Origin of the sequence: Pseudomonas sp. Hp2 (genome assembly GCF_006386585.1) — a bacterium.
In the GTDB taxonomy this organism is placed as follows: domain Bacteria; phylum Pseudomonadota; class Gammaproteobacteria; order Xanthomonadales; family Xanthomonadaceae; genus Pseudomonas_S; species Pseudomonas_S boreopolis.
On record NZ_VAHJ01000007.1, the window covers coordinates 59,305 to 74,727 of the forward strand.

Annotated in this window: 13 protein-coding genes; 9 read left to right on the plus strand and 4 right to left on the minus strand. The window is 69.3% G+C overall.

The window, feature by feature from the left end; genetic code table 11:
• Positions 1–9 precede the first annotated feature (9 nt).
• Both FD678_RS17770 and FD678_RS17775 read left to right on the plus strand, forming a co-directional pair.
• Complete coding sequence (locus FD678_RS17770; protein ID WP_256661973.1) at positions 10–963, plus strand: MBL fold metallo-hydrolase; 954 nt, start codon at positions 10–12, stop codon at positions 961–963.
• Between the two features lie 22 nt (positions 964–985).
• Positions 986–1,627, plus strand: a complete 642-nt coding sequence (locus FD678_RS17775; protein WP_256661974.1) for a DsbA family protein — start codon at positions 986–988, stop codon at positions 1,625–1,627.
• Positions 1,628–2,603: 976 nt separating this feature from the next.
• On the opposite strand, the gene dinB is transcribed toward FD678_RS17775, so the two are convergent.
• Complete coding sequence (gene dinB, locus FD678_RS17780; protein ID WP_140727109.1) at positions 2,604–3,668, minus strand: DNA polymerase IV; 1,065 nt, start codon at positions 3,666–3,668, stop codon at positions 2,604–2,606.
• A gap of 205 nt (positions 3,669–3,873) precedes the next feature.
• On the opposite strand from dinB, the gene fabA reads away from it, so the two are divergent.
• Positions 3,874–4,389 carry a 3-hydroxyacyl-[acyl-carrier-protein] dehydratase FabA gene (gene fabA, locus FD678_RS17785; protein WP_140727113.1) on the plus strand — a complete coding sequence of 172 codons (516 nt, stop codon included), beginning with the start codon at positions 3,874–3,876 and terminating at the stop codon, positions 4,387–4,389.
• The gene (fabB, locus tag FD678_RS17790) at positions 4,389–5,597 is read left to right on the plus strand and encodes a beta-ketoacyl-ACP synthase I (protein ID WP_140727116.1); all 1,209 of its coding nucleotides are present in this window, start codon (positions 4,389–4,391) and stop codon (positions 5,595–5,597) included. The genes fabA and fabB overlap by 1 nt, the downstream gene beginning before the upstream one ends.
• 34 nt (positions 5,598–5,631) lie before the next feature.
• Here the strand turns inward: fabB and FD678_RS17795 are convergent, their stop codons facing one another.
• Both FD678_RS17795 and FD678_RS17800 read right to left on the minus strand, forming a co-directional pair.
• Positions 5,632–7,707, minus strand: coding sequence for a M3 family metallopeptidase (locus FD678_RS17795; RefSeq protein WP_140727119.1), 2,076 nt, complete (start codon positions 7,705–7,707; stop codon positions 5,632–5,634).
• 175 nt (positions 7,708–7,882) lie between these two features.
• Positions 7,883–8,986, minus strand: coding sequence for a PLP-dependent cysteine synthase family protein (locus FD678_RS17800; protein WP_140727122.1), 1,104 nt, complete (start codon positions 8,984–8,986; stop codon positions 7,883–7,885).
• A 106-nt stretch (positions 8,987–9,092) separates the two neighbouring features.
• Between FD678_RS17800 and FD678_RS17805 the strand changes: the two genes are divergently transcribed.
• From FD678_RS17805 to FD678_RS17815, 3 genes are all read left to right on the plus strand, one after another.
• Positions 9,093–9,473 carry a CopL family metal-binding regulatory protein gene (locus FD678_RS17805; RefSeq protein WP_140727125.1) on the plus strand — a complete coding sequence of 127 codons (381 nt, stop codon included), beginning with the start codon at positions 9,093–9,095 and terminating at the stop codon, positions 9,471–9,473.
• 184 nt (positions 9,474–9,657) lie between these two features.
• On the plus strand, positions 9,658–11,433 hold the full coding sequence (locus tag FD678_RS17810; protein WP_140727130.1) for a copper resistance system multicopper oxidase: 1,776 nt from the start codon (positions 9,658–9,660) through the stop codon (positions 11,431–11,433).
• The gene (locus FD678_RS17815; RefSeq protein WP_140727133.1) at positions 11,430–12,398 is read left to right on the plus strand and encodes a copper resistance protein B; all 969 of its coding nucleotides are present in this window, start codon (positions 11,430–11,432) and stop codon (positions 12,396–12,398) included. Before FD678_RS17810 ends, FD678_RS17815 begins: the two co-directional genes overlap by 4 nt.
• Positions 12,399–13,739: 1,341 nt before the next feature.
• Here the strand turns inward: FD678_RS17815 and FD678_RS17820 are convergent.
• Positions 13,740–14,213 carry a hypothetical protein gene (locus FD678_RS17820; protein WP_140727136.1) on the minus strand — a complete coding sequence of 158 codons (474 nt, stop codon included), beginning with the start codon at positions 14,211–14,213 and terminating at the stop codon, positions 13,740–13,742.
• 143 nt (positions 14,214–14,356) lie between these two features.
• On the opposite strand from FD678_RS17820, the gene gloA reads away from it, so the two are divergent.
• Positions 14,357–14,884 (plus strand): lactoylglutathione lyase, encoded by a 528-nt coding sequence (gene gloA, locus FD678_RS17825; protein ID WP_140727139.1) that lies wholly within the window; start codon positions 14,357–14,359, stop codon positions 14,882–14,884.
• Positions 14,885–14,960: 76 nt separating this feature from the next.
• On the plus strand, positions 14,961–15,389 hold the full coding sequence (locus tag FD678_RS17830) for a VOC family protein (protein WP_140727142.1): 429 nt from the start codon (positions 14,961–14,963) through the stop codon (positions 15,387–15,389).
• The last annotated feature ends 34 nt before the right edge of the window (positions 15,390–15,423 follow it).

The window sequence follows — 15,423 nt, forward strand, 5'->3', positions numbered from 1 at the left end:
GAGCCTTACATGTCCCGCATGTCCCTGCTTTGCATCTCCTGCATGACCGTGCTCGGCCTGGCCGCTTGCACCGGGCCCGAAGCACAACCCAGCGCGTCGTCGTCGCCCGCGCCGGCATCGGCGCCAGCCACCGGCTCCCCGGCAGAACCGGCCAGCGCGCCGCTGTCGGTACAGGTCTACAACCCGGGCAAGGAAGGCATCTTCCAGGTGTCCTCGTCGCTGGTCGCGGGCAAGCAGGACGCGATCCTGGTCGACGCGCAGTTCTCCACCCATGACGCCGCCAGGCTGGTCGAGCTGGTGAAAGCGTCCGGCAAACGCCTGACCACGATCTACATCAGCGCCGGCGACCCGGACTACTACTTCGGCCTGGAGCCGCTGGCGCAGGCGTTCCCGGACGCGAGGATCGTCGCGCCGGCCGCGATCGTCGAGCATATCCGGCAGACCAAGGACGCCAAGCTGGCGTTCTGGGGCCCGAAGCTCGGCGACGGCGCGCCCAAGCGGGCGATCGTTCCCGATGTCCTGCAAGGCGACCACCTGACGCTGGAAGGGCAGGCGCTGCAGATCGTCGGCCTCGACGGCCCCACGCCGGATCGCAGCTTCGTCTGGATCCCGTCGATCCGTACCGTGCTCGGCGGCATCCCGGTGATGGCCGGCGAACACGTGTGGATGGCCGACACCCAAACGCCGGAGTCGCACGCACACTGGCTGCAAACGCTGCAGGAGATCGAAGCGCTGCAGCCGCAGCGGGTGATCCCGGGCCATTTCGCGCCGGGCGCTGCGCAGGACCTGGACGCCGTGCGCTTCACCGCCGGCTACATCCGCGCCTTCGACGAGGAGACCGCGAAGGCGAAGAACGCCGACGCGCTGGTGGCGGCGATGAAGCGGCGCTATCCCTCGCTGCTCGGCGAGGACTCGCTGGTCCTCAGCGCCAAGGTCGCCAAGGGCGAGATGAAGTGGCCGTGATCCCCACGGGAGCCGCATGACGATGAACGCCACCCTGCATTACTACTTCGACCCGCTGTGCGGCTGGTGCCACGCCGCCGCACCGTTGATCGACGCCGCGGCGGCCCTGCCCGGCCTGGCACTGGCGATGCACGGCGGCGGCCTGATGAGCGGCGCCAGCGCGCGCCGCATCGACGCCGGCTGGCGCGAGTACGTGATGCCGCACGACGCGCGCATCGCGCAGATGACCGGCCAGCCGTTCGGCGAGGCGTACTACGACGGCCTGCTGCGCGACATCGGCGCCCCGCTGGATTCCACCCCGCCGATCGCGGCGATCCTGGCCGCGCAGGCGCTGGGAGCGGATGGGTTGGACGTGCTGCTGCGCCTGCAACGCGCACACTTCGTCGAAGGCCGGCGGATCGCCGAAGTGCCGGTGCTGGTCGAACTGGCCGCGGACCTCGGCCTGCCGGAGGACGCCTTCGCCGAGGCGCTGCAGAAGGAGATGGCCGGTCCCGTGCAGACGCATATCGCCCAGAGCCGCCAGGCCATGGCCATCGACCGCGTGCAGGGTTTCCCGAGCCTGGTGCTGGCCCACGCCGACGGCCACCGCCAGCGCCTGGAACCGGGGGCCTTCCTCGGACGGCCGGAAGCCTTCGCCGCGCATCTGCGGGATGCGTTGGCGTAGGCGGGTACCCATATCGCGGCAAAGCCCAAGCCGCTGCGTCTGCATCGCCCGGCCCTCGCGCATAGCACGCCAGCGTTCAGCCGGGTGCGAGTCCATGGTTCGCACGCAACCCATCCCCACATCCGCCTTCGCGGGGTGACGTTAGGAAGACTGGGAGGTGGCTGTAGTGATTGCGGCTACTACTGCGACTGCGGTTACGGCTGTTGCTGTTGCTGTTGCTGTTGCTGTTGCTGTTGCTCGTGATGTTGCACGAGATGGATAACATCTCCTCGCGCGGCGGCGCGCCAACCTCCATGGCCTACGAATATCACTGCGGCGCGGCCCCTCCGAAGCGGCGGAGACGGCGGGTAAAACCCCGCAGGGGCGACGTGCATGGGCTCGCCGGAAAAAGGCGAAGCACTGCTTCGCCTCGGCGGGCGGGCATTCGCCGCGCGGCGAATGCCCCGGGCTCGACTGCGTAGCGGGCGAGTCGCGTCAAAAAATCCCGCCGGCTCCGCGAACCCGCAGCAAAGCTGCGGACGCGAAGGCGGGGTGTGCTTGATCAGCCGTTCGGCTGCTGTGAAGCGCTTCTTTTGGTTACTTTTCTTTACGCGGCACATCCTTGTGCCGCGCCCTTCGGGCCGGCTTCGCCGTGCGGCGCCGCTCCTGCGGCGCGCGTGTACAAGCAAAGAAAAGTGACTCGCCAAAGGCGAAAGCTTTGGTTTTTATTGCCAAAGGCCCCAAAAGCAAAAGCAAAGTCCCTGGATCCCCGCTTTCGCGGGGATGACGGTAGAAAAGCCCCTGGATTCCCGCCTTCGCAGTAATGACGATAGAGGGATGGTGTTAAGTAGTGAGATCGCGTGATCCAGACAGACAGAACGTCAACGACTGGGTCACTGCCTTCGCGGGGACGACGGTAGAAATATCAACTCAAGCGGCGAAACAGCGGCAATCGAACCCGTCAAACAAACGGCCCTCCGTCCTCCAGCCATACCTCCTAGTCAAACAACCGCTCCTGCACCACCTCCCCGCCCCCATCCCCGAAGAACCCACCCAACCCGACCCCCACCAACCGATACCGCGTCTGCTCCGGCAAATCCACCCGCCCGAGCAGCGCCTGCGCGATCCGCACGAATTCCTCCATCGACTGCGGCGGCCGCTCCGGCGTATGGCTCCGCGTGAGGATGCGGAACGCCGACGTCTTCAACTTCAGCACCACCGTCCGTCCCGGCCTGCCGGCACGGCGCGCCGCGTTCCAGGTCCGCTCGCCGAGCCGCGCGACATGCGGCGCCAGCGCGTCCAGCGGCAAGTCTTCCGCGAAGGTGTCCTCGGACGAGACCTGCTGCACCTCCTGGTGCGGCTGCACCGGCCGCTCGTCGATGCCCCGCGCGCGGTTGTACAGCCCCTGCCCGAAGCTGCCGAAATGCGCCTGCAACTCCTCCAGCGGCCGTTCGCGCAGCTCGCCGACCGTGGTGATCCCCAGCTTGGCCAGCTTGCCTTCCATGACCTTGCCGACGCCGTGGATGCGGCCGACCGGCAACGGCGTCAGGAACGATTCCACCCGCGAAGGCGGGATCACGAACTGTCCGTTGGGCTTGCGCCAGTCGGAGGCGATCTTGGCCAGGAACTTGTTGGGCGCGATCCCCGCCGAGGCGGTCAGCGAGGTCTCCTCGAAGATCTGGGCCCGGATTACCCGTGCGATCTCGGTCGCCACCGCCATGCCGCTCTTGGCCTCGGTCACGTCGAGGTAGGCCTCGTCCAGCGACAACGGTTCGACCAGGTCGGTATGCCGGTGGAAGATCTCGCGCACCTGCCGCGACACCGCCTTGTAGCGGGGAAAATCCGGCGGCACGAAGATCGCGTCCGGGCACAGCCGCTCGGCGCGCACCGCCGGCATCGCCGAGCGCACGCCGTACTTGCGCGCCTCGTAGGAGGCCGCGCACACCACCGAGCGCGCGCCGCGCCAGGCCACCACCACCGGCTTGCCGCGCAGCGACGGATCGTCACGCTGTTCCACGGACGCGTAGAACGCGTCCATGTCGACGTGGATGATCTTGCGCATCGGGAAACGAACCTGCGGCGGCGTATGTCCGCCGCGCATCTTACGCCAGCGCGCTGGCGGGACATGAAACCGCCTGCCGCCCCGCGGCAAACGGCCGCCGCACGCCCGCGTACGCTACGCCGCGGTACGGATAAAACGTTTGATTGAACGATGGCGCCTCATGCACGCTGCGCGACTTCGACTCCCGTCATCCGCAGGATTGATCATGAATCGCCCCCATGCGTACTCGCGCGAAGCGCTGCTGGCCAGCGCGCGCGGCGAGCTGTTCGGCCCGGGGTTCGGCCGCCTGCCGAACGATCCGATGCTGATGTTCGACCGCATCACCGACATCCGCAAGGACGGCGGCACTCGCGGCAAGGGCCACGTGCACGCGGAACTGGATATCCGACCGGACCTTTGGTTCTTCGGCTGCCACTTCATCGGCGACCCGGTGATGCCCGGCTGCCTGGGTCTGGATGCGATGTGGCAGCTCACCGGCTTCTTCCTGACCTGGCTCGGCGTGCCCGGCAAGGGCCGCGCGCTCGGCTGCGGCGAGGTCAAGTTCACCGGGCAGGTGCTGCCTGACGCGAAACTGGTGCGCTACGAGGTGGACATCGCCCGGGTGATCAACCGCAAGCTGGCGATGGCGCAGGCCGATGCGCGCATGCTCGTCGACGGCCGCGAGATCTACGTCGCCAAGGACCTGCGCGTGGGCATGTTCGGCTCGACGGAGGCGTTCTGATGCGCCGTGTCGTCGTCACCGGGATGGGCATCGCCAGCTGCCTGGGCCACGATCCGGACAGCGTGTCGCAGGCGCTGCGCGAGGGCCGTTCCGGCATCCGGTTCCTGCCCGACCACGCCGAGATGGGCCTGCGCAGCCAGGTCGGCGGCCGCGTCGAACTCGACCTGGACGCGTTGATCGACCGCAAGCTCAAGCGCTTCATGGGCGACGCCGCGGCCTACGCCTACCTGGCGCTGCGCGACGCGATCGCCGATGCAGGGCTGGCGGAGGCGACGATCGGCGATCCGCGCACCGGCCTGATCGCCGGCTCCTGCGGCGGCTCCGGCCAATGGCAGGTGGAAGCGGCCGACCTGCTGCGCGCACGCGGCGTGCGCAAGGTCGGCCCCTACATGGTGCCGCGCACGATGTGCTCGACGGTGTCGGCGGCGTTGTCCACGGCGTTCGGCATCCATGGCGTGAGCTATTCGATCGCGGCGGCCTGCGCGACCTCCGCGCATTGCATCGGCGCGGCGGCCGACCTGATCCGCCACGGCGCGCAGGACGTGATGTTCGCCGGCGGCGGCGAGGAACTGCACTGGACCACCACGGCGATGTTCGATGCCATGGGTGCGGTGAGCACAGGCTCCAACGATCGCCCTGGCGCGGCCTCGCGCCCCTACGACACCGAGCGCGACGGCTTCGTGATCGGTTCGGGCGGCGGCATGCTGGTACTGGAGGAATACGAACACGCCAGGGCACGCGGCGCACGCATCCATGCCGAGCTGGTCGGCTACGGCGTGACCTCCGACGGCGCCGACATGGTCGCGCCTTCGGGCGAAGGCGCGGTGCGCTGCATGCGCCAGGCGATGCGGGGCGTGCAGCGCCCGATCGACTACCTCAACACCCACGGCACCTCCACGCCGCTGGGCGACATCACCGAGCTGCAGGCGGTGCGCGAAGCGTTCGGCGACTCGGTGCCGCCGCTGTCCTCGACCAAGGCCCTGTCCGGCCACTCGCTGGGCGTGGCGAGCGTGCACGAGGCGATCTTCTGCCTGCTGATGCTGCGCGACGGCTTCATCGCCGGCTCGGCCAACATCGACCGGCTCGACCCGCGTGCGGAAGGCTTCCCGATCGTGCGCGAAAGCCGCGAGGCGAAGCTGGACACGGTGATGTCCAACAGCTTCGGCTTCGGCGGCACCAACGCGACCCTGGTCTTCGGGCGGGTGTGAGGCCGGGCGATCGCGGGGCAGGCCCGCGGCCGCCCTATGCCATGCCGTTGTGCCGCAGCAGCGCGTCGATCTTCGGCGCGCGGCCGCGGAAGGCTTGGAAGTTCTCGGCGGCGCTGCGGCTGCCGCCGCGCGCCAGCACCTCGTGGCGGAAGCGCGCGCCGGTTTCGGCGAGCTTGCCCGGCGCCTCCTCGAAGGCGGCATAGGCGTCGGCGCTGAGCACCTCGGCCCATTTGTAGCTGTAATAACCGGCCGCATAACCGCCGGCGAAGATGTGGCTGAACTGGTGCGGGAAGCGCGCCCAGGCCGGCGGCAGGTTCACTGCCACTTCGGCGCGCACGCGCTCGAGCAACCGCATCACGTCGTCCTGCGCCGGATCGAAACCGTGGTGCAGCTGCATGTCGAACAGCCCGAACTCGAGCTGGCGCACGGTGAACATGCCGCTCTGGAAGTTGCGCGCGGCCAGCATGCGCCCGAACAGGTTGCGCGGCAGCGGCGCGCCGGTCTCGACGTGCGCGGTCATCGCCTGCACGCGCTCCCACTCCCAGCAGAAGTTCTCCATGAACTGGCTGGGCAGCTCCACCGCGTCCCACTCCACGCCGTTGATGCCGGCCACGCCCAGTTCGCCGACGCGGGTCAGCAACTGGTGCAGGCCGTGGCCCATCTCGTGGAACAGGGTGATCACTTCCTGGTGGCGGAAGGTGGCCGGCCGGCCGTCGCTGCCGCGACCGAAGTTGCACACCAGGTAGACCAGCGGCGTCTGCACGCCACCGGCCTTGTCGCGGCGGTTGCGGCAATCGTCCATCCAGGCACCGCCGCGCTTGCCTTCGCGCGCGTACAGGTCGAGGTAGAACTGCCCGACCAGCCGGCCGTCGCCATCCACCAGCCGGTAGAAGCGCACGTCCGGGTGCCAGACCGGCGCCTGGTCCTGCTCCGCGCGCAGGCCGTACAGCGCGTGGATCACGTCGAACAGGCCGGCCAGCACCTTCGGCTCGGTGAAGTACTGCTTCACCTCCTGCTCGGAGAAGCTGTAGCGCGCCTGCTTGAGCTTCTCGCTGGCATAGGCGATGTCCCAGGCCTCCAGCGTGTCCAGGCCGAGTTCGTCGCGCGCGAACGCCTCCAGCTCGGCGCGATCGCGCTGCGCGTACGGCTTGGCGCGGGCGGCCAGGTCGCGCAGGAAGCCGAGCACCTGCGCCGGGCTTTCCGCCATCTTGGTCGCGACCGAATACTCGGCGTAGCTCGCGAAGCCCAGCAGCGCGGCCAGTTCGGCGCGCAGCGCGAGGATGCGGGCGATGTTGCCGCTGTTGTCGAGCGCGGGGTCGTCGCCCTGGTCCGAGGCGCGCACCGCACTCGCGCGATAGACGCGTTCGCGCAAGGCGCGGTCGTCGGCATAGCTGAGCACCGGCAGGTAGCTCGGCGCCTGCAGGGTGAACTTCCAGCCCGGCATGCCGTCCTTCTCGGCGGCGGCGCGCGCCGCGGCGACCACCTCGGCCGGCAGCCCCGCCAGCTCCGCCTCGCCATCGGCGCCCGCGGCATCCGCGTGCGGGGGCGTGCGCCGCTCTTGCGAGGGACTCACCACATACGACCAGGCGTCGGTGGCGTCGAGCACGTTCTGCGAGAACTTCGCCGACAGCGCCGACAGTTCCTCCTGGATCCGCGCGAAGCGCGCCTTGTCGGCCTCGCCCAGTTCGGCGCCGCCGAGGCGGAAATCGCGCAGCGCGTTCTCCACCACCTTGCGGCGCGCATCGTCGTAGCGTTCCCATTCGGGCGACTCGCCCAGCCGCTTGTATTGCGCGTACAGCGCCAGGTTCTGGCCCAGCGCGCTGCCGAAGCGGCTGATCTTGGGCAGGTTGGCGTTGTAGGCCTCGCGCAGCTCGGGCGTGTTCGCCACCGCCTGCAGGTGCGCGACCTGGCCCCAGGCGCGGTACAGCCGCTCGGTGGCGTCGTCCAGCGGCACCACGAAGCCGTCCCAGGTCACCGGCGCGACGGTCTCGGCGCGCTCGACCGCCGCCTCGGCCTCGGCCAGCAGGTGATCGATCGCCGGGCCGATGTGTTCGGGGCGGATCTCGTCGAAGCGCGGCAGGCCGGAGAAATCGAGCAGGGGGTTGGTCATGGCGGTCTCGGGGGAATCGGTCGATACGGAGTTATGAAATCGTCATTCCCGCAAAAGCGGGAATCCAAGGACGTTAGCTTTTATGCGGTGAGAGAAAAATCCTTGGATTCCCGCTTTCGCGGGAATGACGAAAAAACGCAAAACGTGTAGGAGCTGCCTGGAAATCGTGACCACCTTATTCCAGCGCGGCACAAGCCAGCGCCGGCAGTTCGCCGCCGGCCACCGCGGCGGCGATGGCCGCATCGCTGCGTTCCACGTCGATGCCGCGCGGCCCGTACCACGCCGGGTCGTAGTAGCTGTGCGCGTAGCGCTCGCCGCTGTCGCACAGGATGGTGACGATCGAGCCGCGCCGGCCCTCGTCGCGCATGCGCGCTGCCGCGTGCAGCACGCCGACGAAGTTGGTGCCGGTCGAGCCGCCCACGCGCCGGCCGAGCGTGGCGCTGACATGGCGCATCGCCGCCAGCGACAGGGCGTCCGGCACCTTGACCATCGCGTCCACGCAGCTGGGGATGAAGCTGCGCTCCACGCGCGGCCGGCCGATGCCCTCGATCCGCGAACCGCCGGTGATCGCCAGGCCCGCGTCGTCCTCGCCGGCCAGCGCGCGGCGATAACCGTCGAAGAACACCGACACTTCCGGGTCGGCGCACAGGATGCGGGTGTCGTGGCGGCGATAGCGCACGTAGCGCCCGAGCGTGGCGGCGGTGCCGCCGGTGCCGGGGCTGCAGACGATCCACGCCGGGACCGGGTGCGGCTCCTCGGCCATCTGCTTGAAGATGGATTCGGCGATGTTGTTGTTGGCGCGCCAGTCCGTGGCCCGCTCGGCGTAGGTGAACTGGTCCATGAAATGGCCGCCGGTCTCGCGCGCGAGCTGCTCGGAATCCGCGTTCAGGTCGCAGGCGCGCTCGACCAGGTGGCAGCGCCCGCCCTGGAACTCGATCGCCGCGATCTTCTCCGGCGAGGTGCTGGCCGGCATCACCGCGATGAACGGCAGGCCGAGCAGGCGCGCGAAGTACGCCTCCGATACCGCGGTCGAGCCGCTGGACGCCTCGATCACCGGCCGCCCCTCGCGCAGCCAGCCGTTGGCCAGCGCGTACAGGAACAGCGAGCGGGCCAGCCGGTGCTTGAGGCTGCCGGTCGGATGGCTGGACTCGTCCTTGAAATACAGGTCGATGCCAGGATAGCCCGGCAGCTCCATCGGGATCAGGTGGGTATCGGCGGACCGGTTGAAGTCGGCCTCGATCTTCTGGATGGCGTTGGCCACCCACTGGCGTTGCGACATGGGGAGCGGAAGCAGCGGGAACCCGGCGATTCTACGCCCGGCCGCCGGCTCCGGCCGCTCGCCGGCACGGTGCTATCCTTGGCGCGTTCAGTCCTCCGGACCCCGCGTGGCCCCGATCCTGCTCCGCCTGCTGCTGTGCCTGTGCCTGGTCGCCAACACGACCGCTGGCGCCTGGGCGGCGACCGGCATGGCGATGCCGCCCCCGGCCGAGGCCCCCGGCGCGCCCTGCCACGATGCGGCGATGCCCGGCATGGCCGCGATGGCCGACGACCACGCCCCGGCCGCCCCGCACCAGGCCGCCGGCCAGAAGCACGACAGCTGCTGCAAGAGCGGCAGTTGCGACTGCCTGCAGCATTGCAGCGCCACGCTGGCGCTGCCTGCATCGATCCGCCTGCCGGCCGCCAGCGCCTCGCAGCCGAGCTGGGTGCTGCACGATCGCCACGGCGATCCGGCCCCGTACCGCCCGATCCGGCCTCCCATCGCCTGACATGCGCGCCTTCTCCCCGCCGGGGAGAAGCGCCTGCCCCGCGAAGGCGGGCTGTCCCGGCGGGGTCGATGAGGGTACGGGCGACGCCCCGGACCCCCACCCCCATCCTCTCCCGCGGGGAGAGGGGCTTTGAAGACCAACGTCGACCTGCGCCGCCATCGGCGCGCGGGTCATGGAGCACACCATGTCATTCGATTCCTTCGAGCGCCCCGCCCTGGGCCGGCGCCGTTTCGTGCAAGGGCTGGCGCTGGGCGGCGTCGCCCTGGGCACCGGGCTGTGGCGCCCGCCCGCCTTCGCTGCCGGCCATGCCGCCACCGTACCCGTGCTGCGCGCGACCGACCTGGCCCTCAGCATCGGCCAGTCCGCGGTGAACTTCACCGGCCGCGCGCGCCCGGCCATCACCGTCAACGGCTCGCTGCCCGCGCCCACGCTGCGCTGGCGCGAAGGCGAGACCGTCGACATCCGCGTCGCCAACACCCTGCGCGATGCGCACAGTTCCATCCATTGGCACGGCATCCTGCTGCCCGCCAACATGGACGGCGTGCCGGGACTGAGCTTCGACGGCATCGCGCCGGGCGAGGCCTACCGATACCGCTTCCAGCTGCGCCAATCGGGCACCTACTGGTATCACAGCCATTCGATGTTCCAGGAGCAGGCCGGGCTGTACGGCGCGCTGATCATCGACCCGATCGAACCGCCGCCGTACCGGTTCGACCGCGAACACGTGCTGCTGCTGTCGGACTGGACCGACCTCGACCCCGCCGCGCTGTTCCGCCGGCTGAAGAAGATGCCGACCTACGACAACACCTACCAGCGCACCGTGGGCGACTTCCTGCGCGACGCGCGCGAGGACGGCCTGCGCGCCACGCTGGCCGACCGCGGCATGTGGGGGCGGATGCGCATGACCCCGACCGACCTTTCCGACGTCAACGCGAACACCTACACCTACCTGCTCAACGGCACCGCGCCGGCCGGCAACTGGACCGGCCTGTTCCGCCCCGGCGAGAAGGTGCTGCTGCGCCTGATCAACGGCTCGGCGATGACCTACTTCGACGTGCGCATCCCCGGCCTGAAGATGACCGTGGTCGCCGCCGACGGCCAGTACGTGCACCCGGTGACGGTGGACGAACTGCGCATCGCCACCGCCGAGACCTACGACGTCATCGTCGAGCCCGCCGGCCAGGACGCCTTCACGATCTACGCGCAGGACATGGGCCGCACCGGCCATGCGCGCGGCACCCTGGCGGTGCGCCATGGACTGCAAGCGCCGGTGCCGGCGAACGACCCGCGTCCGCTGCTGACGATGCAGGACATGGGCCACGACATGGCCCACGCCGGCCATGGCATGGCCGCGATGAAGGGCATGGAGGGCGGCTGCGGTGCGAACATGGGCATGGACCATGCCGCGCATGCCATGCCGGCGGCGAAGGCGCCGCGCCATCCTGCCAGCGAGGACGGCAACCCGCTGGTCGACATGCGCAGCAGCGCGACCTCGCCGCGCCTGGACGATCCCGGCATCGGCCTGCGCGATACCGGCCGCCGCGCGCTCGCCTATGCCGACCTGCACAGCCTGTTCGACGACCCGGACGGCCGCGATCCCGGCCGCGAGATCGAATTGCACCTGACCGGGCACATGGAGAAGTTCGCCTGGTCGTTCGACGGCATCCCGTTCGCCGGCGCCGAGCCGTTGCGGCTGAACTACGGCGAGCGCATGCGCATCGTGCTGGTCAACGACACGATGATGTCGCACCCGATCCACCTGCACGGGCTGTGGAGCGACCTGGAGGATGCCGATGGCGCCTTCCAGGCCCGCAAGCACACCGTCGACATCCCGCCCGGCACCCGCCGCAGCTACCGCGTGCGCGCCGACGCGCTCGGGCGCTGGGCCTACCACTGCCACCTGCTCTACCACATGGAGTCGGGCATGATGCGCGAGGTGCGCGTGGAGGAACGCGCATGAAGACCCGCGCACTCGCCACCGCCCTGCTCGCCTCCCTGGCGATCCCCGCATTCGCCCAGCAGCACGACCAGCACCGGCACGACCACGCGGCGATGCGACCGCAGGCCAACGCCGGCGACGCCGGACACCCCATGCCCGCACCGGACGCGGAACACGATCCATCGCAGCATGGTGCGATAGATCATGGCGCGATGAACCACGACGGCATGGACCACGCGGCCATGGATCCCTTGGATCACGCCGCCATGGGCCACACTTCCGCCACGCCGCGCGAGCCGATCCCGGCCGTGACCGCCGCCGACCGCGCCGCCGCCTTCCCTGCGCTGCACGCGCATGCCGGCCACGCCCCCGGCCTCAACAGCTACGTGCTGGTCGACCGCCTGGAGGGGTGGAATCGCGATGCCGGCAGCGGCCAGGCCTGGGAAGCCAGCGCCTGGATCGGCGGCGACATCGACCGGCTCTGGCTGCGCAGCGAGGGCGAACGCGACAGCGGGCGCACCCACGACTCGGAGCTGGAAGCGCTCTACGGCCATGCGATCTCGCCGTGGTGGGACCTGCTCGCCGGCGTCCGCCAGCAATTCCGCCCCGAGGGCAGCACCTGGGCGGCCCTCGGCGTGCAGGGCATGGCGCCCTACAAGTTCGAGGTCGCGGCCACCCTCTACTTCGGCAACGGCGGCGACGGCCTGCTGAAACTGGAAGGCGAATACGACGTACTGCTCACCAACCGCCTGATCCTGCAGCCGCGGCTGGAAACCACCTTCGCCCTGGCCGGCGATGCCGGACGCAACGGCGGCGACGTCCTCGAAGCCGGCGTGCGCCTGCGCTACGAAATCGCCCGCCGCTTTGCCCCCTACATCGGCTGGGAACACGAACGCCGCTTCGGCGGCGGCGCCGATGCCGCCCGCGAACACGGCGAGTCCCTGCGCGACAGCCGTTTCGTCGCCGGCGTACGGATCTGGTTCTAGGCGATGTGGCGAAGCCAAGGCCATTGCAGTTGGTCGTGACTTTGCTTTGGATTGGGTAACACCTCCTCGGCGGCGGCGCGCCAACCTCCATGGCCTGCGAGTGTCACTGCGGCGCACACTCCGCAGAGCGCCGGCCATTCCCTTCTCCCGTACACGGGAGAAGGTGCCCCGCAGGGGCGGATGAGGGTGCGGGCGAGGCCTCGGCAGCTGAACCTTGCGAAGGCTTCAGCCCCGCACCCTCACCCCAACCCCTCTCCCGCACGCGGGAGAGGGGCTCGTTCTCGAGCTTTGCCGAGTCCCCAGTCGCTAAACCGAGTCCCGGCCTCAGCAGAGCGCCGGCCGTTCCCTTCTCCCGTACACGGGAGAAGGTGCCCCACAGGGACGGATGAGGGTACGGCGAAGCGTCGTGCAGCTGAACTTTGCGCAGGCTTCGTCCCGCACCCTCACCCCAACCCCTCTCCCGCATGCGGGAGAGGGGCTCGATCTCGATCCTTGCCGAGTCCTCAGTCCCTAAACCGAGTCCCGGCCTCTGCAGAGCGCCGGCCGTTCCCTTCTCCCGTACACGGGAGAAGGTGCCCCGCAGGGGCGGATGAGGGTGCGGGCGAAGCCTTGCAGTTGAACCTTGCGCAGGCTTCGCCTCGCACCCTCACCCCAACCCCTCTCCCTCACGCGGGAGAGGGGCTCGATCTCGATCCTTGCCGGTTCCCCAGTCCCTAAACCGAGTCCCGGCCTCTGCAGAGCGCCGGCCGTTCCCTTCTCCCGTACACGGAAGAAGGTGCCCCGCAGGGACGGATGAGGGTGCGGGCGAAGCCTCGGGCAGCTGAACCTTGCGCAGGCTTCGCCCCGCACCCTCACCCCAACCCCTCTCCCGCATGCGGGAGAGGGGCTCGTTCTCGAGCTTTGCCGAGTCCCCAGTCGCTAAACCGAGTCCCGGCCTCAGCAGAGCGCCGGCCGTTCCCTTCTCCCGTACAGGGGAGAAGGTGCCCCGCAGGGCGGATGAGGGTGCGGGCGAAGCCTCGTGCAGTTGAACCTTGCGAAGGCTTCAGCCCCGCACCCTCACCCCAACCCCTCTCCCGCACGCGGGAGAGGGCTCGATCTCGATCCTTGCCGAGTCCTCAGTCCCTAAACCGAGTCCCGGCCTCCGCAGAGCGCCGGCCGTTCCCTTCTCCCGTACAGGGGAGAAGGTGCCCCGCAGGGCGGATGAGGGTGCGGGCGAAGCCTCGTGCAGTTGAACCTTGCGCAGGCTTCGCCTCGCACCCTCACCCCGACCCCTCTCCCGCACGCGGGAGAGAGGCTCGATCTCGAACTTTGCCGAGTCCCAGTTTCCCGGCCTCCACACGCTCAACTCACAGGAGAAGACCCCAGGACCAGCGGCCCCGGCACCTTGCGCAGCTGCCGCAGCACCAATACCAACTGCCGATAACTACGCGCGAGCATGCCGTAGAACGACGACGTCTCCCGCCCACTGTGCTCGGCCACCTCGTGGTAGGCCCCTCGCCCCAGCTCGATGAAATAATCCACGCTGACCCGCCGCCGCTGCGCCAGCGCCGGGAACATTCCCGCGATTAGCAGGCACTCGTCGCCCACTCGCTGCAAGCACTCGTTGCGCCACTGCCCCGCCTGCGCATGCGCATGCAACCAGGCCAGCGCCTGCGTGTGCGACAGCAGTTCCCCCTCGCGCTGGTAGCGCAACAGCACGAACACCAGGTGCGCCTCGCGCCACTCGTCGAGCCGCTGGCCGGCGCGCTCGCCGGCCTCCTGCACCAGGGCCTGCCACAGCTCGGCCGGTGCGCCGTTCCTGAAAGCCTCGCTCATGCGATCACCTCCATCGACGAAAGACCACGCCTTCTGTTCTACATCAAACCGCGACCGCCGGCTCCCGTAAAATCGGCAAGACCGCACGGGCCCCGTGCCCTCCCTGCCATGCCTTCCGGCAACCTCCCACCAAGGACCGCGCAATGACCTTGCAATCCCTCCAGCAACAACCCGGCGTCGCCGTCCGGCCGCCTGCCGAGACCGCCGGCTTCGTCTTCAACCACACCATGCTGCGCGTGAAGGACAGCGTGAAATCGCTGGACTTCTATACCCGCGTGCTCGGTTTCCGCCTGATCGACCGGCGCGACTTCCCCGAGGCGGCGTTCAGCCTGTATTTCCTCGCCCTGCTGCCCGAGACCGTGCAGGTCCCCGAGGACGACGCGCAGCGCCGCGTGTGGATGGCTGGCATCCCCGGCGTGCTCGAGCTGACCCACAACCACGGCACCGAGCAGCAGGACGGGCCGGTCTACCACGACGGCAATTCCGATCCGCGCGGCTTCGGCCACATCTGCGTATCGGTGCCGGACCTGCAGGCCGCCTGCGCGCGCTTCGACGCGCTGGAAGTGCCCTACCAGAAGCGCCTGAGCGACGGCCGCATGAAGAACATCGCCTTCATCAAGGATCCGGACGGCTACTGGGTAGAGATCATCTCGAACACCTCGCGCGACTGAACCCGGGCGGGCCGGTCACGCGGACCCGCGGCCCGAGGTGGTATAGGTGCTCTCCTCACGACAACGAGGAGAGCGCATGGAAACCATGGAACTGCATCGCGGGCGGCTGATCGACCACCTGCAACTGGTGGTGAGGGACCTGCCCGCCAGCCGCCGCTTCTACCAGGCGGTGTTCGACGTGATCGGCATCCCGATCGCCGGCGAGGGCGACAACTACTTCTGGGCCGACGAGCTGTTCGTCTCCAGCGCCGACAGCAAGGACGCCCAGGGCGAGCTCACCGGGCGCCATCACCTGGCCTTCCAGGCCCGCGACCGCGCCACCGTCGACGCCTTCCACAAGGCCGCGCTCGCCGCCGGCGGCCGCGACAACGGCGCGCCCGGCGAGCGCGACTACCATCCCGGCTATTACGCCGCGTTCGCGCTCGACCCGGACGGCAACAACATCGAGGTCGTGTACCACGGCCCGGCCAGTTACAGCGCCGATTCGGTGAAGGTCACGTTCTGAACCGGCGCCGCCCTGGCGCGACGAAGCCGGGCAA